This is a genomic window from Hyphobacterium vulgare (assembly GCF_042643335.1).
Classification (GTDB): domain Bacteria; phylum Pseudomonadota; class Alphaproteobacteria; order Caulobacterales; family Maricaulaceae; genus Hyphobacterium; species Hyphobacterium vulgare.
This window is the reverse complement of sequence record NZ_JBHRSV010000020.1, coordinates 30,021-52,449: the sequence shown is the minus strand read 5'-3', so window position 1 is coordinate 52,449 and position 22,429 is coordinate 30,021. Positions and strand designations below refer to the sequence as shown.

At 65.8% G+C, this 22,429-nt stretch carries 23 protein-coding genes; 19 read left to right on the top strand and 4 right to left on the bottom strand.

Annotated elements, in window-relative coordinates:
- Positions 1-3 precede the first annotated feature (3 nt).
- The 14 genes from ruvA (at position 4) to ACFOOR_RS11005 (ending at position 12,524) form a co-directional block, all read left to right on the top strand.
- A complete protein-coding gene (gene ruvA / locus ACFOOR_RS11070) occupies positions 4-654 on the top strand; it encodes a Holliday junction branch migration protein RuvA (protein WP_343164716.1) in 651 nt (216 codons plus the stop codon).
- On the top strand, positions 651-1,676 hold the full coding sequence (gene ruvB / locus ACFOOR_RS11065) for a Holliday junction branch migration DNA helicase RuvB (protein ID WP_343164717.1): 1,026 nt from the start codon (positions 651-653) through the stop codon (positions 1,674-1,676). The genes ruvA and ruvB overlap by 4 nt, the downstream gene beginning before the upstream one ends.
- Positions 1,673-2,131 (top strand): tol-pal system-associated acyl-CoA thioesterase, encoded by a 459-nt coding sequence (gene ybgC, locus ACFOOR_RS11060; protein ID WP_343164718.1) that lies wholly within the window; start codon positions 1,673-1,675, stop codon positions 2,129-2,131. Before ruvB ends, ybgC begins: the two co-directional genes overlap by 4 nt.
- Before the next feature lie 185 nt (positions 2,132-2,316).
- A complete protein-coding gene (gene tolQ / locus ACFOOR_RS11055; RefSeq protein ID WP_343164719.1) occupies positions 2,317-2,985 on the top strand; it encodes a protein TolQ in 669 nt (222 codons plus the stop codon).
- Positions 2,986-2,988: 3 nt separating this feature from the next.
- Positions 2,989-3,420, top strand: coding sequence for an ExbD/TolR family protein (locus tag ACFOOR_RS11050; protein WP_343164720.1), 432 nt, complete (start codon positions 2,989-2,991; stop codon positions 3,418-3,420).
- 2 nt (positions 3,421-3,422) lie between these two features.
- Positions 3,423-4,259 (top strand): hypothetical protein, encoded by an 837-nt coding sequence (locus ACFOOR_RS11045; protein WP_343164721.1) that lies wholly within the window; start codon positions 3,423-3,425, stop codon positions 4,257-4,259.
- 38 nt (positions 4,260-4,297) lie between these two features.
- Positions 4,298-5,653: a Tol-Pal system beta propeller repeat protein TolB gene (gene tolB, locus ACFOOR_RS11040; RefSeq protein ID WP_343164722.1), complete on the top strand. Its 1,356-nt coding sequence runs from the start codon at positions 4,298-4,300 to the stop codon at positions 5,651-5,653.
- Positions 5,654-5,797: 144 nt separating this feature from the next.
- A complete protein-coding gene (gene pal, locus ACFOOR_RS11035; protein ID WP_343164723.1) occupies positions 5,798-6,322 on the top strand; it encodes a peptidoglycan-associated lipoprotein Pal in 525 nt (174 codons plus the stop codon).
- 122 nt (positions 6,323-6,444) lie between these two features.
- The gene (ybgF, locus tag ACFOOR_RS11030; protein ID WP_343164724.1) at positions 6,445-7,347 is read left to right on the top strand and encodes a tol-pal system protein YbgF; all 903 of its coding nucleotides are present in this window, start codon (positions 6,445-6,447) and stop codon (positions 7,345-7,347) included.
- Positions 7,338-8,723: a tRNA lysidine(34) synthetase TilS gene (gene tilS, locus ACFOOR_RS11025; protein ID WP_343164725.1), complete on the top strand. Its 1,386-nt coding sequence runs from the start codon at positions 7,338-7,340 to the stop codon at positions 8,721-8,723. Before ybgF ends, tilS begins: the two co-directional genes overlap by 10 nt.
- Complete coding sequence (gene ftsH, locus ACFOOR_RS11020) at positions 8,720-10,645, top strand: ATP-dependent zinc metalloprotease FtsH (RefSeq protein ID WP_343164726.1); 1,926 nt, start codon at positions 8,720-8,722, stop codon at positions 10,643-10,645. Before tilS ends, ftsH begins: the two co-directional genes overlap by 4 nt.
- 24 nt (positions 10,646-10,669) lie before the next feature.
- Positions 10,670-11,491 carry a dihydropteroate synthase gene (gene folP / locus ACFOOR_RS11015; protein WP_343164819.1) on the top strand — a complete coding sequence of 274 codons (822 nt, stop codon included), beginning with the start codon at positions 10,670-10,672 and terminating at the stop codon, positions 11,489-11,491.
- On the top strand, positions 11,488-11,895 hold the full coding sequence (locus ACFOOR_RS11010; protein ID WP_343164727.1) for a cupin domain-containing protein: 408 nt from the start codon (positions 11,488-11,490) through the stop codon (positions 11,893-11,895). Before folP ends, ACFOOR_RS11010 begins: the two co-directional genes overlap by 4 nt.
- Positions 11,892-12,524 (top strand): glutathione S-transferase family protein, encoded by a 633-nt coding sequence (locus ACFOOR_RS11005; RefSeq protein ID WP_343164728.1) that lies wholly within the window; start codon positions 11,892-11,894, stop codon positions 12,522-12,524. The genes ACFOOR_RS11010 and ACFOOR_RS11005 overlap by 4 nt, the downstream gene beginning before the upstream one ends.
- A 2-nt stretch (positions 12,525-12,526) precedes the next feature.
- Here ACFOOR_RS11005 and tkt read toward each other — a convergent pair whose 3' ends face one another.
- Complete coding sequence (gene tkt, locus ACFOOR_RS11000) at positions 12,527-14,512, bottom strand: transketolase (RefSeq protein ID WP_343164729.1); 1,986 nt, start codon at positions 14,510-14,512, stop codon at positions 12,527-12,529.
- Between the two features lie 190 nt (positions 14,513-14,702).
- Between tkt and ACFOOR_RS10995 the strand changes: the two genes are divergently transcribed.
- Complete coding sequence (locus ACFOOR_RS10995; protein ID WP_343164730.1) at positions 14,703-15,782, top strand: SMP-30/gluconolactonase/LRE family protein; 1,080 nt, start codon at positions 14,703-14,705, stop codon at positions 15,780-15,782.
- A gap of 95 nt (positions 15,783-15,877) precedes the next feature.
- Here the strand turns inward: ACFOOR_RS10995 and ACFOOR_RS10990 are convergent, their stop codons facing one another.
- Both ACFOOR_RS10990 and ACFOOR_RS10985 read right to left on the bottom strand, forming a co-directional pair.
- Complete coding sequence (locus ACFOOR_RS10990) at positions 15,878-16,753, bottom strand: hypothetical protein (protein WP_343164731.1); 876 nt, start codon at positions 16,751-16,753, stop codon at positions 15,878-15,880.
- Between the two features lie 4 nt (positions 16,754-16,757).
- Positions 16,758-17,519, bottom strand: coding sequence for a YebC/PmpR family DNA-binding transcriptional regulator (locus ACFOOR_RS10985; protein ID WP_343164732.1), 762 nt, complete (start codon positions 17,517-17,519; stop codon positions 16,758-16,760).
- A gap of 239 nt (positions 17,520-17,758) precedes the next feature.
- On the opposite strand from ACFOOR_RS10985, the gene ACFOOR_RS10980 reads away from it, so the two are divergent.
- From ACFOOR_RS10980 to fsa, 3 genes are all read left to right on the top strand, one after another.
- On the top strand, positions 17,759-17,965 hold the full coding sequence (locus tag ACFOOR_RS10980; protein WP_343164733.1) for a type II toxin-antitoxin system Y4mF family antitoxin: 207 nt from the start codon (positions 17,759-17,761) through the stop codon (positions 17,963-17,965).
- Entirely contained in the window at positions 17,962-19,203 is a 1,242-nt protein-coding gene (locus tag ACFOOR_RS10975; protein WP_343164734.1) for a type II toxin-antitoxin system HipA family toxin, read from the top strand. The genes ACFOOR_RS10980 and ACFOOR_RS10975 overlap by 4 nt, the downstream gene beginning before the upstream one ends.
- A gap of 64 nt (positions 19,204-19,267) precedes the next feature.
- On the top strand, positions 19,268-19,921 hold the full coding sequence (gene fsa, locus ACFOOR_RS10970) for a fructose-6-phosphate aldolase (RefSeq protein ID WP_343164820.1): 654 nt from the start codon (positions 19,268-19,270) through the stop codon (positions 19,919-19,921).
- 158 nt (positions 19,922-20,079) lie between these two features.
- Here fsa and ACFOOR_RS10965 read toward each other — a convergent pair whose 3' ends face one another.
- On the bottom strand, positions 20,080-20,904 hold the full coding sequence (locus ACFOOR_RS10965) for a TIGR00282 family metallophosphoesterase (RefSeq protein ID WP_343164735.1): 825 nt from the start codon (positions 20,902-20,904) through the stop codon (positions 20,080-20,082).
- Between the two features lie 178 nt (positions 20,905-21,082).
- On the opposite strand from ACFOOR_RS10965, the gene ahcY reads away from it, so the two are divergent.
- Positions 21,083-22,429: adenosylhomocysteinase (gene ahcY / locus ACFOOR_RS10960; RefSeq protein WP_380214538.1), on the top strand; the 1,347-nt coding region annotated here is incomplete at its 3' end.

Here is a 22,429-nt window from a genome sequence, read left to right as displayed (position 1 = left end):
GCCATGTTCGCGAAACTCAAAGGCCATGTCGACGCGATCGGCGAGAATGACGCGGTGATCGATGTCCACGGTGTGGGCTATCTCGTCGGCATGGGCGGGCGGTCGCTGGCGCGGCTCGAACCGGGTCAGGCGGTGGAACTCCACATCGAGACCCAGGTGCGCGAGGATCTGATCCGGCTCTGGGGCTTCCTGTCGGAACGCGAACGCGCCTGGTTCCAGCATCTGCAGCAGATCCAGGGTGTCGGCTCGAAAGCCGCCCTCGCCGTGCTCGATGCCCTCGGAGCCGCCGATCTCGAAAGCGCCGCGATCCTCGGGGATGCGTCGGCCTTCTCCCGCGCCAAGGGCGTCGGGCCGAAACTCGCCCAGCGCCTTGCTGCCGAACTGAAGGACAAGCCCCCGCCCCGCGGACGCAGCTATGCCGCCGACTTCAAGGCGATGGACGAGGCGATGAAATCCGCCCCGCGCGCGGCTGCGCAGGCGGCCGACAGCGGCGGGCAAGACGGCGCGCGCGAGGACGCGGTCTCGGCCCTGCTCAATCTCGGCTATGGCGAAAGCGAAGCCCGCAAGGGCGTGGCCGCCGCTGCCCGCGCGCTCGGCTCCGAGGCCGGGGAAGGTGACCTCATCCGCGCCGCCCTCAAGGAGCTGGCGCGGTGACCGAAGACCGCCCCATCTCCGCCGAGGCCCAGCCGGACGACGCGCGCGACAAGGCGCTGCGGCCCCTCAGCTTTGCCGAATTCGTCGGCCAGCCGGCGGCGATCTCGAATCTGAAAGTCTTCGTCGAGGCGGCGCGGCGGCGCGAAGAGGCCCTCGATCACGTCCTCCTGTCCGGCCCCCCGGGTCTGGGAAAGACCACGCTGGCGCAGATCGTGGCGCGCGAACTGGGTGTCGGCTTCCGCGCTACCTCCGGCCCGGTGATTGCGCGGGCGGGCGATCTCGCCGCCATCCTGACCAATCTCGAACCGCGCGACGTCCTTTTCATTGATGAAATTCACCGGCTCGCGCCGGTGGTGGAGGAGATCCTCTACCCGGCGATGGAGGATTTCTGCCTTGACCTCGTGATCGGCGAGGGCCCGGCAGCGCGAACGGTGCGGATCGATCTGCCGCCCTTCACCCTCGTCGGCGCGACGACGCGGGCAGGCCTCCTCGCCACTCCGCTGCGCGACCGTTTCGGCGTGCCGGTGCGGCTCGAATTCTATGACGTCAAGGAGCTGACCGGCATCGTGTCGCGCGCCGCGCGCCGCATCGGCTCGGAGGCGACCGAGGACGGGGCGGCGGAGATCGCCAAGCGCGCCCGCGGCACGCCGCGCGTCGCCGGGCGGCTGCTGCGCCGGGTGCGGGATTTCGCCGAGGCGGACGGGTCGGAGATCATCGACGCGGCGGTGGCCGACAAGGCGCTGAAGCGGCTCGAAGTCGACGAGATCGGGCTCGACAGTCTCGACCGGCGCTACCTCAACGCCCTGATCCATCACTTCTCCGGCGGGCCGGTCGGGATGGACACGATGGCCGCCTCGCTGGCCGAGGCGCGCGATGCGCTGGAAGACGTGGTCGAACCCTTCCTGATCCAGCAGGGCTTCATCCAGCGCACGCCGCGCGGGCGCACCGCCACGGCGCGGGCCTATGCCCATCTCGGCCTCGATGCACCCAAGACACTTCAAAGCGGGTTGTTCGGGAAATGAGCCAGGCCCAACCTTCCTGCGGACAGTGGGATGCCGACAAGATCCATCGCCTGCCGGTGCGCGTCTATTACGAGGACACGGATTTTTCCGGCATCGTCTATCACGCGCGCTATCTGCATTTCTTCGAGCGGGGGCGGACGGAAAGTTTGCGCGCGCTCGGCATCCACCACAGCGAACTGATCGCCAGCGACGACCCGATCGCCTTCGCGGTGCGGTCGATGCAGATCGACTGGATCGCGCCGGCCAAGGTGGATGACGCGTTGATCGTGGAAACGCTCTACCGGCCCAATCGCGGACCGCGCCTGATCATGGGCCAGGCCATCCGGCGCGGCGAGCAGACGCTTTGCACAGCCGAGCTGGAAGCGGTGATCATCGATCCCAATGGCCGGCCAAAGCGCCCGCCGAGATTCATGATCGAGGCGTGGACGCCTGTCCTGACATTGCCCGCCGACTGATTCCGGCTTTGCCGACTCCCTCAAATCGCCGCAATCGGCCTGTCTTTCCGGGGTCGGCTCGAGGCTTGCATCGGGCAGGCGAAATCACGGCACTGGGGTGGTGTCTGGAATCGCCGGGTTAACCCTTTTGCGGTCAAAAGCCTGAGGCCGTATTCGAAAGCCGCGTTGAAACGAGGGGAATGGGCATGGAAGCCACGATGATCGAACTCGCGCCCGCCGCGCAAGAATTCGGATTTCTGGAGTTGTTCCTGCGTGCCGACTGGGTCGTCAAAGCCGTCATGGGCGTGCTGATCATCATGTCGGTCGCCAGCTGGGCGGTCGCCATCGACAAGTGGCTTTCGCTGCGTGCCGCACGGGGCAAGGCGAAGCATTTCGAGGAAAGCTTCTGGTCGGGCCGGTCGATCGACTCGCTGGCCGACGAATTCGCGCGCCGGCCGCGCGATCCGTTCAGCCGGGTCTTCGCCGCGGCGCTGCGCGAATGGAAGGGCGCCCGCTCGGGCGAGCGGGTCTCGAAAGCCGCCGGGGCGGAAACCTCGCGCGAGCTCAACCGGATGGAGGGCGGTCTCGGCCTGCTTGCGACCATCTCGTCGGCCGCCCCGTTCGTGGGCCTGTTCGGCACGGTGTGGGGCATCATGAATGCCTTCCGCTCCATCGCCGCCTCGCAGAACACCAATCTCGCTGTCGTCGCGCCGGGCATTGCCGAGGCGCTGTTCGCCACCGCGCTGGGCCTGCTGGCCGCCATTCCGGCGGTGATCTTCTACAATGCACTGTCGGCCAATCTGGCGGGCTATGCCGCCCGTCTCGAAGCCTTCGGCGACGAATTGTCCGCCCTCGCAGACCGCGACGAGGGCTAGGTCATGGCCGGAAGCATCAGCCGCAACGGGTCGAACCGGCGCTGGAAGCCGCAAGCCGAGATCAACGTCACGCCCTTCGTGGACGTGATGCTTGTCCTGCTCATCGTCTTCATGATCACCGCACCGCTGTTGACGGTTGGGGTCGCGGTCGATCTGCCGGAAACCGAGGCCCGGGCCATGCCCGCCAATGAGGAGCCGCTGACGATCACGATCGGCGCGGACGGCGTGATCTATCTGCAGGAAACCGTCGTCGAGCTCGAAACGCTGGTGCCGCGGCTGCAGGCGATCGCCGGGGCGGGCTATGAAAGCCGCGTCTTCATCCGCGCCGACGAGAATGCCGACTACGGCTCGGTGATGCGGGTCATGGGCCGGATCAGCGCCGCCGGCTACGGCAATCTCGGCCTGATCACCGACCCGATCTCCCAAGGGGAATAGGGTTGCGCCGGGCGCTTGCCATATCCCTGGCGCTGCACGGCGCCCTGATCGTCAGCGGGCTGATCTATTTCCCGATGGCGGTGCGTCCGCTGTCGTCGGGCTCCATCGTGCCGGTTGATCTGGTGACGCTGTCGGACATCACCAATGTCCAGGCGCGGACGCCCGATCCGGTCGCCGAAACCCCGCCGCCCGCCGAGGAAATACCGGTCGAGACCCCGGCCGAACAACCCGCTGAAGACACGCCGCCCGCACCGGCCGAGAGCGAACCCGAAGCGGTGATACCCGACCCGACCGAAGCCGCCCCGGAAGCGGTCGAGCCGGAGGCCGAAGCCGAGCCGGAGGTCGAGGATACGCCTGCGCCGCGCGAAACACCGCGCACGCCGCCGCAACAGACCCAGCAACGCACCCAGTCCGACGCGCTCGATCTCGACAACCTGTCCGACCTGGTCAACCAGTCGCGCAACTCCCAGAATTCGAATTCCGCCGCACTGCAGGGCGACAACCAGCGCGGCGTCGGGTCGGGAAGCGCCGATACGGCGACGTTGTCGGATTTCATCCGCAGCCAGGCCAATCGCTGCTGGCGCAATTCACGCGACGCGCCGAACCCGGAACGGCTGATCGTGAACGTGCAGGTCCGCCTGAACCGCGACGGCACGCTGGCCGCCCCGCCGGTGGCGGAAAATGCCAGCCGCATCCGGGCGTCCGGCGACCCCTATTGGCAGGTCGCTCAGGAGCGTGCGCTGGCCGCGATCATCGATTGCGCGCCCTACCGCCTGCCATCGGAACAATACGCGCAATGGCGCCTTATCGATGTCACTTTCCGCAATGATAGTTTCTGACCGCTCGCCGCCTTCATACTCCTGAGGAGCCCGCCGACATGCTTCGCGTCACCAGCCCCCTCGCCGCCCTACTTCTGACGTTGATTCTGTCTGCCGCCGCGCTGGCGCAGCAGCCGCTGCAGGTCACGATCGACCGCGGCAATCTGGAACCGACCCCGATCGCCATTCCCGATTTCGTGGAGAACGGATCGGGCGATCTGTATGGCGCGGAAATCGCCGAAGTGGTCCGCAACGACCTCGCCTCCTCGGCCTTGTTCACCTCGGTGCCGCAGAACGCCTTCATCGAGAACATCACCAATATCGATCTCCGGCCGCGCTTCCAGGACTGGCGGATCATCGAGGCCGACGCGCTTCTGGCGGGCCGGGTGACGCAGCAGCCGGACGGCCGGCTCCTCGTCGCCTTCCGCCTGTGGGACACGCGTCTCGAAGAGCAGATGCTGGGCCTGCAATTCGTCACCGCGCCGGAAAACTGGCGCCGGGTGGCGCACAAGGTCGCCGACGCGGTCTATCAGCGCCTGACGGGCGAAAGCGGCTATTTCGACACGCGGATCGTCTATGTCGCGGAAGGCACCGGGCCGGACGGCATCCCGACGCGCCGGCTGGCGATCATGGACCAGGACGGCGCCAACCCGTCCTATCTGACCGACCGGTCCTACATGGCGCTGCTGCCGAACTATTCGCCGAGCGCGCAGCAGATTGCCTATGTCTCCTTCATCGACGGTCATGCGACCACTTATCTCTACGATCTCGAAACCGGCCGCCAGGAAGCGCTGTTCGCGACCGGCACGCGAGGGCTTGCCCAGGTCGATGCAGACGGCCAGTCGCTGTCGGCGCGCTTCTCGCCGGACGGTCAGAGCCTGGTGGTTTCGATCGAACGCCAGTCCGGCCATGACATCCACCGCTTCGATTTGCGGGCACGACAGTTGACGCGCCTGACCGACCACCCGGCCGACGATGTGGAACCGTCCTTCTCGCCCGATGGCGATCAGATCGTGTTCTCCTCGGCACGCGGCGGCGGGTCGCAGCTCTATGTCATGGACGCCAATGGCGGCCCGGCCCAGCGCATCACCTATGGCGAAGGCCGCTACACCGCCCCGGTCTGGTCGCCGCGCGGCGACCTGATCGCCTTCGTGAAACAGCGCGGCAGCCAGTTCGCGCTCGGCGTGGTTCGCGCCGATGGCAGCGGAGAGGAACGCATCCTCTATGAAGGCTATTTCGTCGACAGCCCGGCCTGGTCGCCGAATGGCCGGGTTCTGCTGTTCACCCGCGGAGACCGTTCGTCGAACGGAACCCAATACGCCATCTGGAGTATTGACCTTGCGGGATTCAATCTGCGGCCTGCGCCAATCCGTGGCGCCGCCTCCGATCCGGCATGGTCGCCCTTGATTGATTGAGGCAGTCGGCGTTAACTTTTTCCCACGACCCCGGAAATTTGCTCAAGGAAGGGTCCGTCGGTCACGAATACGCCGCAAAGACACGTCACGTGGGAGTCATACCGCAACCCTGCGAGGGAGCGGTTCAGAAGGGATGACGCACGCATGAAAATCAAGTTTCTCGCCGTAGCCAGCCTCGCCGCTCTCGCGGCTGCCTGTGCCTCGACGCCGCCGGAAGACAACACGCCGCCGCCGCAGACCCGCGTCGATGGCCCGACGACTCCGCCGCGCACAACCCCGGAAAACCCGGGCCCGACGCCGGGAACCGAAGCGCACTTCGTCGCCACTGCTGGCGACCGGGTGTTCTACGATCTCGACCAGTATTCGCTGCGTCCGGAAGCGCGTGAAACCCTCCGCCGTCAGGCCGAGTGGCTGAACGCCTATCCGGGCACGACCATTCTCGTCGCCGGCAATTGCGACGAGCGCGGCACGCGCGAATACAACCTCGCCCTGGGTGCCCGCCGCGCCAATGCGGCCCGCGACTACCTGGTCAGCCTCGGCGTGTCGCCGGCGCGCATCTCCACCGTGTCCTACGGCAAGGAGCGCCCGTCCTGCTTGCAGTCGAACGAGGCCTGCTGGGCGCAGAACCGGAACGCGATCACGATGATCCAGGGCGGATCGAACAGCTAGTTCGAACGCTCCGGATGATCTGACCGGTGAAACGAGACGCCCGTCCGGCCCCTGCCGGGCGGGCGTTTCCCTGTCTGCCGAACGCCGCATTTTCGCCGCGCTAGCTGATCAGAATTGGTGACATGACACGCTATTTCCTGCTCCTCCCGCTCATCCTCCTCCTGGCCGCGCCTGCCGAGGCGCAATCGCGCCGCGAAATGGCGCAGCGCCTCGACGCCGCCGAAGCGCGGCTCGCCGAGATGGAGTCCCGCTTCATGGCTGGTGATCCGGTCGCCGAACAGCTCCTGGTCCGCGTGGACGGGCTGGAGGGCGAAATGCGCGATCTTCGCGGCACGATCGAGGAGCTGGAATTCCAGAACCGGCGCATGCGCCAGGAATTGGAGCGTCTCGGACGCGATGTCGATGCGCTGATGAGCGCCCCCGCCAACGACAATGCCGGATTCGGCGACGAGGCGATGGCGGGCGCCGGCTCTCCCTCCTCCGGTCCTTCCGGTCGCGCAGGCGGTCCCGCCGATCTGACCGGCAATTACGCTGTCACCAATCCCGACGATCCCTATGCGGACGAGCGCGCTGCCGCGACACGCCCGCTGGGTGGTCCGAGCACGCTCGCGGCTTCCGGTGCCGCGAACATGCCCGCTCGTGATCCGAACACGCTGTATGCGGAGGCGGAAAGCCGTCTGCTCGACGGCGATTTCTTCGGCGCGCAGGAAGGGTTCGAGCGTTTCGTCGCCGACTATCCCGATCACCAGCGCGCCTCCGAAGCGCAGTTCTGGCTCGGCGAAACCTATTTCATCAATTCGGATTTCGCCGAGGCCGCCGACGCCTATATCGCGTCGCTGCGCGCGGACGGACGCGGTCCAAAGGCGCCGGACGCGCTGGTGCGCCTCGCCTCCTCCCTGTCCAATCTCGGCCGCGACAATGATGCGTGCCAGACGCTCGGCCGCTTCTCCAGCCAATTCCCGAACGCGACCGCCGACGCGCGGGCGCGCGCCAATCGCGAAGCGATGCGGATCGGGTGCCGCTAGGCGCTGAAACCGCCGCGCGTCTCGACACGCTCGTCACCGCGCCCGGACCGGTCCTGATCGGCCTGTCCGGCGGGGCCGATTCCCGCACGCTCCTGATCCTTGCGGCGCGGTGGAGCCGGTTTTCCGGTCGCCCGCTGCACGCGCTTGTCTGCGACCATGGATTCCGCCGGGAGAGCGCAGAGGACGCCCGCCGTGCCGCTGCGATGGCCGAGACCGAAGGCGTACCGGCTCGCATCGTCCGCCGCGACGGCGCGGTCCCGGCCAGCGGTCTGCAGGCCGAAGCGCGTCAATGGCGGCTGACCGAACTCGCGCACGAGGCCCGGCGCATCGGGGCCGCGACCATTCTTCTCGGGCATACCCATGACGACCGGGCGGAAACCGTCTGGATGCGGCTGACCGCCGGAGCGGGCCTTTCCGGCCTGGCAACAATGCGGCCCCTGTCGCCGCACCCAGTCTGGCCGGACGGCGACGGGCTGTGGATCGCCCGGCCGCTGATCGACCAGACCCGCGCCGGTGTCCGGCACTGGCTGTCGGCTCAGGGCCTCGACTGGATCGACGACCCCTCCAACGAGGACACCGGCTTCCAGCGCATCCGGGTGCGCCGGACCCTCGAACGACTTCGTGCGCGCGGCCTCGGCACCGGCCGGCTGACCGGGTTGGCCGATAGCGCGGGCCGGATCGAAGACGGTCTCGCGGCAGCCGGGGCGCGCCTGTTCCTCGAGGCGATCGACCCCAGGCCCTGGGGCGGGGTCAGGCTCGACCGGGCGAGGCTGAACACCGCGCCAGCCGCGCTGCGGCGACGGGCCGTGGCCGCGGCCATCGCCATGGTGTCCGGCGCATCCCGGCCCGCACCGCGCGGCGTGGAGGCGGTGATTACCGGACTGGAGTGCGGCGGACCGGCGACCGGGGGCGGTGCGGCCCTGACCAATTGGCAAGGCCGGCACTGGCTGGTGCGCGAACCCGGCCGTGAACCTGCGGCGGCGTCTGGCCTGCCTTTGGGCAAAAGCGTCGCCTGGGACGGACGATGGCAGATTGCATCCGATTGCGAGGGCCTCGACATCGGGCCGCTTGGAGCCGACTATTCAGGTTACACCGGCGCTGCGGCGCTGGACGCGGTGCCAGGCCTTGCGCGGCCGACGCTTGGCGCGCTGCGGCAAGGCGGCACGGTGCTTGCGGTGGCGGGCCTCGACACGCCCCGCAGTGTCAGGTCGGGATGGCTGGGCCCGGCGCTGGCTGCACGAACGCTCTTTGCCGGACTCCCGCCGGCGTGGTTTGATCGGGAATTGGCGCTGCGAACCGGTGCGGCCGGCTCTCGCAATTCATTCTCCGACGCCCCATATCCCCGGGGATCGGATCTGGAAGTGTTAGAGACATGAACCTTCGCAATCTTCTCATCTGGGGCATCGTCCTCCTCCTGCTCGTGGCGCTGTTCAACCTGCTACAGGGACCGCCGCAGACGGCGAACGCCAACCAGATCAGCTATTCGCAATTCCTCGATCAGGTGGAAGCGGACACGATCAATCGCGCGGAGATCCGCGGCGAGCGCATCATCGGCCAGAATGGCAGCGGCGAGACCTTCGTCGCCAACCTGCCGCCGCAGGACGATCAGCTGATCTCCACACTGCGCGACAATGGCGTCGAGATCAGCGCTGATCCGGGCCAGACCGGACCGAGCTTCTGGACCATCCTGATCCAGTGGTTCCCGATGCTGCTGCTGATCGCGGTGTGGATATTCTTCATGCGCCAGATGCAGGGCGGCGGCCGCGGCGGCGCGATGGGCTTCGGCAAGTCCAAGGCGCGCCTGCTGACCGAACGCCAGGGCCGCGTGACCTTCGAGGATGTCGCCGGCGTCGACGAGGCCAAGGAAGAGCTGCAGGAGATCGTCGAATTCCTGAAGGATCCGTCCAAATTCCAGCGTCTCGGCGGCAAGATCCCGAAAGGCGCGCTGCTGGTCGGCCCTCCGGGTACCGGCAAGACGCTCATTGCGCGCGCCGTCGCGGGCGAAGCCAATGTGCCCTTCTTCACGATTTCCGGTTCCGACTTCGTGGAAATGTTCGTCGGCGTCGGCGCGAGCCGGGTCCGCGACATGTTCGAACAGGCCAAGAAGAATGCGCCCTGCATCATCTTCATCGACGAAATTGATGCAGTGGGCCGGTCACGCGGTGCCGGCCTTGGCGGCGGCAATGACGAGCGCGAGCAGACGCTGAACCAGCTTCTGGTCGAGATGGACGGTTTCGAGGCGAATGAGGGGATCATCCTGATTGCCGCGACCAACCGTCCCGACGTGCTCGATCCGGCGCTGATGCGTCCGGGCCGCTTCGACCGCCAGGTCGTGGTCCCGAACCCGGACATCTCCGGGCGCGAGAAAATCCTGAAAGTCCACATGCGCAATGTCCCGGTCGCGGCCGATGTCGATCCGAAGACGATCGCGCGCGGCACGCCGGGCTTCTCCGGTGCGGATCTCGCCAATCTGATCAACGAGGCGGCCCTGCTGGCCGCCCGGCGCAACAAGCGCGTCGTCTCCATGGCCGAGCTCGAGGACGCCAAGGACAAGGTGATGATGGGGCCGGAGCGGCGCTCGATGGTGATGGGCGAGAAGGAGAAGATCCTGACGGCCTATCACGAGGCCGGTCACGCCATCGTCTCGATCAACGTTCCCGAGGCCGACCCGGTGCACAAGGCGACGATCATCCCGCGGGGCCGCGCGCTCGGCATGGTGATGCGTCTGCCGGAAGCCGACAAGCTGAGCGAGAACTACACCCAGATGACGTCCTTCCTGGCGATCGCGATGGGCGGGCGGATCGCCGAGGAGCTGAAATTCGGCAAGGAGAAGATCACGTCCGGGGCGTCGTCCGACATCCAGCAGGCGACCCGCGTCGCCCGTGCCATGGTCACGCGCTGGGGGTTCTCCGACAAGCTGGGCACGATCGATTATTCCGACAGCAACGGCCAGAACGTCTTCCTCGGCCAGGAACTCACGCGGACAAAATCGATCTCCGGCGAGACCGCCCGGATCATCGAAGAGGAAGTCCGCCGCCTGATCGACGAGGCGAATTCGACGGCCCGGAAAATCCTGACCGAGAAGAAAAAGGACTGGGAGACGCTCGCCGAAGGCCTGCTCGAATACGAAACGCTGTCGGGCGAGGAAATCACCGAACTCCTGAAGGGCAATCCCCCCTCGCGTCCGAGCGAGGACACGAGCCCGACCGGCACGCCGCCGACCGGTGCCGTGCCGGTGACGGACGAGGAAGACGAGGAAGGTCCCGCGCCCGGCGGTGTGTCGCCGCAAGGGGCCTGAGTGACCGGACTTCCGACTGACCTGATGAAGGCCGTCCGCGCACGCGGGCGGCCTTTCGTCATGGGGATCGTCAATGTCACGCCGGACAGTTTTTCCGATGGCGGACAGTTCGACGATTTGCCGCGCGCGGTCGAGCACGGTCTGAAGCTCGTGACCGACGGCGCGGACATGCTCGACATCGGCGGGGAATCGACCCGGCCGGGTGCCCAGCCCGTCGGCGAGGCCGAAGAGATTGTCCGCACCGTGCCGGTGATCGAGGCGCTGCGGCACCAGACCGGCATCCCGATCTCGATCGACACGATGAAGCCGGGTGTCGCGCGCGCCGCCTTCGCCGCCGGCGCGACGATCTGGAATGACGTCAATGCTCTGCGCGCCCTCGGTGCACTGGATACAGCCGCCGAACTGAACGCCGCGGTCTGCCTGATGCACATGAAGGGCGAGCCGCGCACGATGCAGCACGCACCCGCCTATGACGACGTGGTGGCCGAGGTCGAAGCCTTTCTGCTCGAACGCGCGAATGCGGCGATCGCGGCGGGCATTCCGCGCAACAAGATCTGGATCGACCCGGGTATCGGCTTCGGCAAGACACTGCAGCATAATCTCGCATTGCTGCGCAGCATTTCTTCGCTTGCCGAAGCGGGATTCCCGGTTCTGGTCGGCGCGTCACGCAAGCGCTTCATTGCCGCGATTGACGTGGGATCGCAATCAGATAACCGTCTCGGCGGGTCGCTGGCCGTGGCCTTGCATGCTGCAGCATCGGGTGCAGCAATCCTGCGCGTTCACGACGTGCGCGAAACGGTTCAGGCGCTGACGGTTTCAGTCGCCATCGAGGGTATTGGGGAATGACCGAAGGAAAAGGCTTCGATCCGAAGTCCACTTATATCCATCTGGCCCACAGCGGCGCCAGGGAGATTGCGGTAGACGAGCGATTCTGGCCAGACCTGATCAGCGGCCAGACCCGGTATCCGGGGCGGCTCGTCATGAGCTTCCCGATGACGGAGGACTTTGCACATTGGGAACGTCATCCCGAGGGCGAGGAAGTCATCGTGATGCTATCTGGCGCAATGGATGTGATCCTTGACGAGCCAGGTGGAAATCGGACGGTGAGGCTCGACTCCGGCCAGGCCATGCTTGTGCCGAGAAATATCTGGCATCGCGGGGTCGTGGTCGAACCTGGCGAAGCCCTGTTCGTGACCGAGGGCGAGGGAACCGACCATCGTCCGATCACCGAAGACGAGAGACGCGCATGAGCTTCACGCTTTACGGGGCAGAGGGTACGGGATCGACCTGTGTCGAGGCGGTGCTCGACATCGCGGGTGCCGACTATCACTTCGTGCCGGCCTCCCCGTTCGAGGGGGGAGAAGCCTTCGAACGGCTGAAGTCCATCAATCCCCTGCTTCAGGTCCCGGCGCTGGAATTGCCGAACGGCACGCTGATGACGGAAAGCGCGGCGATCCTGATCTATCTGTCGGAGATCTTCCCGGAGGCGAATCTGGCTCCGAAGCCGGGCGCGAAGGGCCGGGCGACCTTCCTGCGCTGGCTGACCTTCCTGGCCGCGAATTTCTATTCGACCTATGCGATCAGCGACAAGCCGGGCCGCTTCTATGAAGACCCGGCCGGGCACGACATGCTGGTGAAGGGCGCGCTCGCCCGCCGGCGGGCGCTGTGGCAGCTGATGGAAGCCCAGATCAAGCCGGCCAGCTTCATCGTCGGCGATACCATGACGGTGCTCGACATCTATGCCGCGATGATGAGCCACTGGTCCCCGGGACGCGACTGGTTCCGGACGAATTGCCGGACCCTCAACGCCATCGTCGAACGCACCGAGGCGCACCCGGTGGTCGCCCGGGTCTTCGCGCGCAATTTCCAGAGCAACTGATTCTAGCCGACCCGTTTCAACATTTCCTCCGCCGCGCGCTCGGCGGTGATGCCGAAATGCGCGTAGAGATCCTCGATCGGGCCTGATTCGCCGAAGCTTTCCATTCCGACGAAGCCGCCATCGCGGCCGATCCAGCGATCCCAGCCGAAGCGGGCGGCCGCCTCGACCGCCACACAGGGCAGGTTACGCGGCAGGACCTGGTCCCGGTATTCAGCGCTCTGCGCAGCGAAGACTTCCAGGCTCGGCGCCGACACGACCCGGATGGAATGACCCTGAGCTTCAAGAATCTCCGCCGCATCCATCGCGATCTTCACTTCCGATCCGGTGGCAATGTAGACGCCATCCGTGCCCTCGCGCAGCACGTATGCGCCCTTGGCGGACAGGTTTTCGCTGCCGTCATCGCCGCGCAGGAAGGGCAGTTTCTGGCGCGACAGAGCCAGAACCGAAGGCCCACCGGTCTCGTTGAGCGCCGCTTCCCAGCACTCGGCCGTTTCGAGCGCATCAGCGGGGCGGAAGACCCTGACATTCGGCATCGCCCGCAATGACGCCAGATGCTCGACCGGCTGGTGGGTCGGGCCGTCTTCCCCGAGACCGATGGAATCGTGGGTGAAGACATAGGTCACGGGCTGGCGCATCAGCGCGGCAAGCCGGATCGCTGGGCGGCAATAGTCGGCGAAGACGAGGAAGGTGCCGATATAGGGCCGGACGCCGCCATGCAGGCTCATCCCGTTGGCGCAGGCTGCCATGCCATGCTCGCGCACGCCGAAATGGATGTATCGGCCGGAATAATCATTGGCGGTGAGGATGGACTGATCCTTCGCCCTGGTGAGGTTCGATCCGGTGAGGTCGGCCGAACCTCCGGCGAGTTCGCGCCACGCCGGGACGAGGCGGTCGAGCGTCTGGCCCGACGCCGCGCGCGATGCCAGGGACGGGCGGGTTCCGGTCAGTTCCCTGCGGTAGTTCGCCATCATCGCGGCGACGTCCCCGGGCATGTCCGGGGCGAGGCTGGAGATGAACTCGCTCTGGCGGCCAGAGGCGGCGAGCCGGTCCTGCCAGGCTGCGCGCGCGGCGATCGATCGGCGGCCGGCAGCACGCCACTCCTCGACGATATCGCCGGGCAGTTCGAACGCTCCGTGGCTCCAGCCCAGCGCCGTCCGCGCGCCGGCGATCTCCTCGGCACCCAGTGGCGAGCCGTGCGAGGATGCCTTGCCGGCCTTGGTCGGGGCGCCAAAGCCGATCGTGGTGCGGCAGGCAATCAAAACCGGGCGGCCGCTCGTCCTGGCGGCGTGAAGCGCGGCATCGACCGCCGCCGGGTCGTGCCCATCGACACGGCTGGTCGCCCAGCCCGCAGCCTCGAAGCGTTTCAGGACATCGGTCGATTCCGACAGGCGCGTGTCGCCGTCGATGGAAATCTCGTTGTCGTCCCACAGCACGATCAGCCGGTTCAGCTTCAGATGCCCGGCGAGCGAGATCGCCTCATGGCTGATGCCTTCCTGAAGGTCGCCGTCCGATGCGATGACGAAGGTGTGGTGATCGACGAGATCGCTGCCGAAACGGGCGTGCATCATCCGCTCGGCCAGCGCGAATCCGACGGCAGTGGAAATGCCCTGCCCCAGCGGGCCGGTCGTCATCTCGACGCCGGCCGTGTGACCATATTCGGGGTGGCCCGGCGTCTTCGAACCGAGCTGGCGGAACTTCCTGATCTCGTCGAGCGTCACGTCCTCGAAGCCGGCGAGGTGCAGCAGCGCATAGATCAGCATTGAACCGTGACCAGCCGACAGGATGAAGCGGTCGCGATCGGGCCAGGCCGGGTCGGCAGCATCGAATTTCAGATGCCGGGTCCAGAGGACCGCCGCGACATCCGCCATGCCCATCGGCATGCCCGGATGCCCGGAATTGGCCTGTTCGACCGCATCCATCGACAGGGCGCGAATGGCGTTGGCGAGTTGGCGCAAGCGCGCCGGATCGAGGCTGGTTTCGGAGGTCATGGCATTCCCCGGGGCGAGCGGTGGCGCGAGCGATGCCGACCCTAAGGGGATTCGCGGCGGACGCGGCGCATTGAATCGCGGACAGGTGCGGGTCCTAACGTTTCGTGGCCGAAAAGCGGAGTCCGGTCCGCAGCAAGGCTTCGCCAGAACGCAGACGGCGCGCTAGAGTGACGGGCTGGGGAGGCATTTCATGCGTACTTTCGGTTGGGTTCTGGGCGGGATCGCCCTTGTTCTGCTGGTCTGGTGGCTGTGGCCGTCGCGCGTCGACCCCGCCTATTGGGACGAGCTCGACCCCCCCGAACTGACCGGCGTGCTGGAGCCCGACGGCGCACTCGCAGCGGCGGGGGCGCGCGGCGAGGGGCTGATCGCCTCGAGCGAGGACATCGCACTGGCACCGGGTGGCGGCTTCTATACCGGACAGCCGGACGGCACGCTGATGTGGGTATCCGAGAGCGGCCGCGAGGCCCGGGTGGTGGCGCAGGTCACCAACAACCGCCCGGTTTTGGGCCTGCAATGGCACCCGGAAGGCCGGCTGATCGCCGCCGCCTCGGACGGGGTGTACGCCATCAACGTGGACTCCGGCGCGGTCGAACTGATCTCGAATGGGCCCGCCTACCGGCCGTTCGGTTTCGCCGACGATCTCGATATCGCCGCGGACGGCACGATCTACGTCACCGATGCGTCCTGGCGCTGGCCGAACGGCAATGGCGAGCCGAGCTTCCAGTACGATATGGCGGAGAACCGGCCCTACGGCCTGTTCTATGCCCTGCAGATGGACGGCACGATCGACCTTCTGCAGGACGATCTCTATTTCGCAAATGGCGTGGCGATGGCGTCCGACGGGCAATCGGTCTTCGTGATCGAGACCTTCCGCTACCGGCTGTCCCGCTACTGGATTGAGGGGCCGCGCGCCGGGGAGTGGGAGATCGTCGCCGACAATCTGCCGGGCATCCCCGACGGGGTCACCGGCGACGGGACGGGGCGTCTCTATATCGCGATGGACACGCAGCGCGTGCCGCTACTGACCTTCCTGCACCGCAATCCCTTCCTGACACGCATGATCACCAAGCTGCCTGAGTTTGTCTGGCTCAGGGCCGGGCCGCCGCGCGCCTTCATCCTCGTCGTCGACGAGCAGGGAAACCATCTCGACAGCTGGCACGACCCGGACGGGCGCTGGGGCATGATTGCCAATGTCGTGCCCGACGGGGAGGGCCGGCTCTATCTGGGCTCGCTGACCGAACCGCGGGCCGGTGTGTTCGTGATTCCGTGAAGGATCGTCCCCTCCCTCTCCCTGCAGGGAGAGGGACAGGCGTACGGCTCCGAAGGCGACGCGCGTCAGGGTGAGGGGTCTTTTCCGGTCGCGGCTTAGTCCACCCGCACCAGAAGCGCGGTGGCGTCGTCCTTCGTCTTGAGGCGGCCGATCTTCGCGTCGTCGTCGGGATTGCGCTCGGCATTGCGCAGATCGCGGACGAGCGAGAGCAGGCCGTCCTCCTCGATCGCCCGGTCCATCAGCGTTTCGACCGTGCAGATGCCATAGGGTTCGACGAGGCGGAAGAAGCCGTCCGACATCAGAAGGATGTGGTCGCCTTCCGACACGCTGACGCGATCGGTCTCGGCGCGGTCAGCGGCTTCGGGATGGATCGAGAAGACCCAGTGATGGCCTTCGGTGTTCATCCGCCCGCGCGAGACGCGGGCATTGGCGTAGCCGCCCGCCTTGCCCGCCGGTTCGGCGAGTTGCTGGCGGTTGAAGGCGTGTTCGGCGCGGATCAGGTCAAGCTGGCCGACGAAATGCGTGTGGCTGCCGGACCGCACGATGGCGACGCAGTCACCGAGCCCGGCGAAGTCGGCGCTGCCGCCTTCGCAGCGCATCCAGATACCGCCCGCGCTCGGCAAGTTGTGGCGCGGCTCTGCCGACAGATCGCAGAGCGCTTCGGCGCGCGCGGTTTCGGCGACGCAAGCGATGATGCGTTCGAGATAGGCCTTGGGAGCCTCACCGGACCGCGGCGGCGCGGTGAAGGCCGCGTTCAGCGTGTCGGCATACCAGGCCGCATCGCTTTCAAACAGCAAGGGGCCGGACGGCGGACGCTCGACCAGTTCGGGAAAGACGCGGCGCGTGCCGACATCGGTCGCGCCATCGACCACCCAGGCCGTGCCCATGCCTTCGTCGAAGCCGTAGCGATCGTCCCCCGTGCCGTTGCCGGAGGGGAAGTTGACTGCGTCGACGAAGGTGATGCCGGGCATGGAATTATTCCATGCCGGCGAGGGATTCGTCGGAGAAGTCGGCGTTGGAGAAGACGTTCTGCACGTCGTCGAGATCGTCGAGGACTTCGAGCAACTTCATCACGCCGGCGGCCTTGTCGGCTTCGACCTCGATCAAATTCTGCGGCTTCCAGATGATGTTGGCGGACTTCGCCTCGCCGAGCTTTTCCTGAAGCGCGGTGGACACTTCGCCAAGATCCTCGCGGGCGCAGATGATGACGTATTCGCCGGCTTCGTCCTCGTCGCCCTCTTCGGTCGACACGTCTTCGGCACCCGCCTCGATGGCAGCCTCGAACACGGATTCCTCGTCACCGACGTTGACCGGGAAGCGGATCTCGCCGACCTGGTCGAACATGAAGGCGACCGCGCCGGTCTCGCCCATGTTTCCACCATTCTTGGAGAAGGCCGTGCGCACATCGGACGCCGCGCGGTTGCGGTTGTCGGTCGAGACCTCGACGATCAGGCCGATGCCGCCGGGGCCGAAACCTTCGTAGCGGATTTCCTCATAGGCCTCGACATCACCGCCGACCGCCTTGTCGATGGCGCGCTGGATGTTGTCCTTCGGCATCGACTGGCCCTTGGCATTGGCCACGGCGAGGCGCAGGCGCGGATTCATGTCGGGGTCGGGACCACCCATCTTCGCGGCGATGGTGATTTCCTTGGAGAGCTTGGAGAACAGCTTGCCGCGCGCCTTGTCCTGACGGCCCTTGCGGTGCTGGATATTCGCCCATTTCGAGTGCCCGGCCATGGCCGAAACCTCCTGATGCAATCGGGTGGAGGGGCCGGATCGACCGGCCCTGATGTGGCGCGTTGTCTAGCGTATCGAACCGCCCTGTCCAAGCCGGTTGTCCGCGTCGAAAGTTTCGCCGCTTGACGAAATTGAGGCGCATCACTCTCCAATTTCGCTGATTTTCGCCGATTGGCGAAAACTGATTGATATTCTGCCGGCTCCTGCTAAATTTCGTTGATCGACGAAATGGAGACTGCATGGAGATACGAAATGCCCGCGACCTCGGACGAGCAATCCGGTCCGCCCGGGAGGCGCGTCAATTGACCCAGGAACAGGTCGCCGCAGCCATGGGGGTCAGCCATCAATGGATCAGCGAGGTGGAACGCGGCAAGCCAAACGCACGGATCGGGGCCGTGATCGCAATCGCGACGGCGCTGGGTCTACGCCTGGACGCCAAAGTATGATGTTGGATGTCTATCTGCACACACGGCTAGTCGGCCACCTCACCGACACAGGCAGAGGCCTGACCTTTCGTTACGCGGTGGATTGGCTGGAACATCGCGAATGCTTCCCGATTTCCCAATCATTGCCGCTGTCTGCTGATGAACAAGACGAGGGCCTGTCGACGGGATGGTTCTGGAACCTTCTGCCTGAGGACGATCAGCTGAGAGTGTTTGCCAGCCGGCTTGGGCTGCATCCCGGCGAGATATTTGCGTTGCTTCGACGCATGGGCCGGGAAACTGCCGGGGCCCTGTGTATTGGCGGACCCGAACATCCCGGCAGATATCTTCTCCGATCTCCAGCGGAGCTTGCGGAGGATATTGCCGGACTTCCTGCCCGGCCGCTTCACGCCGGAGAAGACGAGGTCACTCTGTCATTGGCGGGGGCGCAGTCAAAAATGGCGGTCGCGCTGTTCGATGACAGGATTCACCTGCCGCAGAACGGGGCGGCATCGACCCATATTCTGAAACCAGATTCGCAGCGGCTTTATGCAAGCGTGGAGAATGAGGCGCTTTGCATGCGTCTCGCAAAGGCCGTCGGCGTGGATACTCCCAATGTCCAACTCGGAATAGCCGAAGGGTACCGCTATCTCCTGATCGAACGGTACGACCGCAAGCGGCGCGAGGACGGATTTGTTGACAGGCTGCACCAGGAGGATTCGGCACAAGCACTCGGAATTCCGCCGACACGAAAGTACGAAGCCTCCGGCGGTCCCGGACTGAGCGCACTGTTCGCGCTCATCGACGCAGCCAGCACCCAGCTTGTCGAAGACCGGCTGGCCCTGCTCGACCGCGTCATCTTCAATGCCGCAGTCGGCAATACCGATGCGCACGCCAAGAATTTCAGCTTCATGATCAGCCCCGACGGACACCGACTCGCTCCGTTATACGACGTCCTGTCCGCGGGCATGTATCACGGGATCACCGAAAACCTGGCCATGAAGATCGGAAGCGCGCGCAGCCGCCGCTATATTTTCAAGGAAGACTGGCAGGAATTTGCCAACCAAGCCGGTCTGGGGCCGGCAGCGACACTTCGACAGGTCGACAGGCTTTGCCGAAAGATTCTCGAACACCTTCCGGCGACTGCCGATGAATTGATTCAAGATCCGGCCGCCCGGCCCGATGCCGTACGTCTCTTCAGCAACGCGATACAAGAGCAGACCGAACGAACCCTGCGTAACGCGCAATTGGGCCGCTCATGACCAGCCAAGCGTGACTTTCTGTTCACGAAGCCGGGATATGACAGCGGAAATGCCGGAGTTCTTCATGCAGATTTTCCTCGACACCGCCGATGCCGCGCTGATTTCCGCCCATGCCGAGACGGGGCTCGTCGACGGGGTGACGACCAATCCGTCGCTGGTCGCGAAAGCCGGCGGGGATTTCATCACCGGTCTGACGAATATCTGCGCCGCGGTCGATGGTCCGGTCAGCGCCGAAGTGGTCGCGACCGATGCCGCGACGATGATCGCGGAAGGCCAGAAGCTGCGCACCGTGGCTGACAATATCGTCGTGAAGCTGCCGCTGACCTTCGAAGGCCTCAAGGCCTGCGCCGCGCTGACCGCGGACGGGCATCCCACGAATGTGACGCTGTGCTTCTCGGTCGCGCAGGCCCTGCTGGCGGCGAAGGCCGGCGCGACTTTCGTGTCGCCCTTCATCGGCCGGCTCGACGACCGCGGCGAGGACGGGCTGGGGCTGATCCAGCGCATCCGCGCCGTCTATGACGAATATGGCTACGAGACCCGCATCCTCGCCGCCTCGATCCGCTCGGTGGAGCATGTCGAGGGCTCGGCGCTGGCCGGGGCCGATGCCTGCACCATCCCGCCGGCGATCTTTGAGAAGATGATCCAGCATGACCTGACCGATGCCGGGCTCGCCGCCTTCCTGAAGGACTGGGAAGCGTCGGGACGGGGGGCGATCTAGATATCGATTGATGCTGTTGTTCCTCCTCCCCCTTGATGGGGGAGGTGCCCCGGACTTGTTCCGGGGCGGAGGGGGTGGTCTTCGGCATATCACCCCTCCCGCCCGCCTGACGGCGGGCACCCTCCCCATCAGGGGGAGGGAGGGGCGCCTGAAATAACCTAGGCGACGCCCGGCATCGCCTGCGACAGCAACCCGCCCACCCGGATCGGCTCGCAGCGCACCGCGAGGCCGGTCCGGTCGTCGGTCTCGACGAACAGGCCCGACAGGGTGGCCTCCCCTTCGGCCGGGATCATGCGCCCGGAGCGCAGACGCGAGGTGAAGCGGCGCATCGGTTCTTCCTTGTCCATGCCGATGACGGAATCGTAGTCGCCGGTCATCCCCAGGTCGGTGATGTAGGCCGTGCCGCGGCTCAGAATGCGGGCGTCGGCTGTCGGGACATGGGTGTGGGTGCCGACCACGACACTGGCCCGGCCGTCGCAGAACAGGCCCATCGCCATCTTCTCGCTGGTCGCTTCGCCATGGAAATCGACGATGACGGCGTCAGCGACCTGGCCGAGCGGAGCGTTCGACAGCTCGCGTTCCGCCGCGACGAAGGGGTCGTCGAGCGGGTCCATGTAGAGCCGGCCCATGAGGTTGGTCACAAGCACGCTGCGGCCATCGGCGGTGTGGAACAGGTTCGCGCCCTTGCCCGGAATGGGGAGGTCCTGCGGGTAGTTCGCCGGGCGGATCAGGCGCGGTTCCTGGTCAAGCAGGGTCAGGGCCTCGGCCTGGTCCCAGGCGTGATTGCCCAGGGTCAGAGCGTCGGCGCCGGCGTCGAACAGGTCTTCCGCCGTGCCCTTGGTGATGCCGAAACCGGCGGCGGCGTTTTCCGCATTCACGACGACGAAGTCGAGCTTCAGCGTCTCGCGCAGGCCGGGCAGGTGGTCCTGCACGGCGCGGCGGCCGGTGTGTCCGACGACGTCTCCGAAAATGGCGAGGCGCATGGTGGCTCCGTTTTGAAGATCAGGCGTGCGGCCTATATCGGGCGTCACGCACATGCAAGGCAGGTCTGTTCCGGTACGAAGTTGAGCCAGCGCGACCCCCGTGTTAGAGCGCCCGCGGCTTTACCAGAGACCCTGCCCTCTCTTTTCGTTTTTCATCGTCCCAAGAGGATTATCCGACATGACCGACACGAAAGACTATGCCGTCAAGGATCTGAGCCTTGCCGGCTGGGGCCGCACCGAAATCGAGATGGCCGAAATCGAAATGCCGGGCCTGATGGCGTTGCGCGAAGAGTTTGGCGCCAAGAAGCCGCTCAAAGGCGCGCGGGTCGCCGGCTCTCTGCACATGACGATCCAGACCGCTGTCCTGATCGAGACGCTGGTCGAGCTCGGCGCCGAAGTGCGCTGGGCCTCGTGCAACATCTTCTCGACCCAGGATCACGCGGCCGCGGCGATCGCCGAGCGCGGCATCCCGGTCTTTGCCCACAAGGGCGAGACGCTCGAGGAATACTGGGACTTCTGCGACAAGATCTTCGATTGGCCGAACGGCGAAACCGCCAACATGATCCTCGACGATGGCGGCGACGCGACGATGTATCTGATGCTCGGCAAGAAGGCCGAAGCCGATCCGTCGACGCTCGGCGAGCCGAAGTCGGAAGAGGAAAAGTGGCTGTTCGCGCAAATCCGCAAGCGCATCGCCGCCAATCCCGGCTGGTTCGAAAAAGCGCTCGCCAACATCAAGGGCGTGTCCGAAGAGACCACGACCGGTGTGATGCGCCTGTACCAGATGCACAAGCGCGGCGAGCTGCCCTTCCCGGCGATCAACGTCAACGACTCCGTGACCAAGTCGAAATTCGACAACCGTTACGGCTGCCGTGAAAGCCTGGTTGACGCCATCCGCCGCGGCACCGACGTCATGATGGCCGGCAAGACCGCCCTGGTCTGCGGCTATGGCGATGTCGGCAAGGGTTCCGCGGAATCCCTCGCCCAGGCCGGTGCCCGCGTGGCGGTGACCGAGATCGACCCGATCTGCGCGCTGCAGGCCTGCATGGACGGCTTCCAGGTGGTGACGGTCGAGGACGTGATCGACAATGTCGACATCGTCGTCACGGCGACCGGCAACAAGGATGTCATCACGATCGACCACATGCGCGCCATGAAGGACATGGCGATCGTGTGCAATATCGGTCACTTCGACAACGAGATCCAGGTCGAGGCGCTTCAGAACTTCAAGTGGAAGAATGTGAAGCCGCAGGTCGACCTGATCGAGTTCCCGGAAGGCAACCGCATCATCCTGCTGTCGGAAGGCCGTCTCGTGAACCTCGGCAATGCCAACGGCCACCCGAGCTTCGTGATGAGCGCCAGCTTCACCAACCAGACGCTGGCCCAGATCGAACTGTGGACGCGCGGCGATGCCTACCAGAACCAAGTCTACATCCTGCCCAAGCATCTCGACGAGAAGGTCGCGGCGCTGCACCTGCCGAAGCTCAGTGCAAAGCTGACCAAGCTGTCGGGCGAGCAGGCCAAT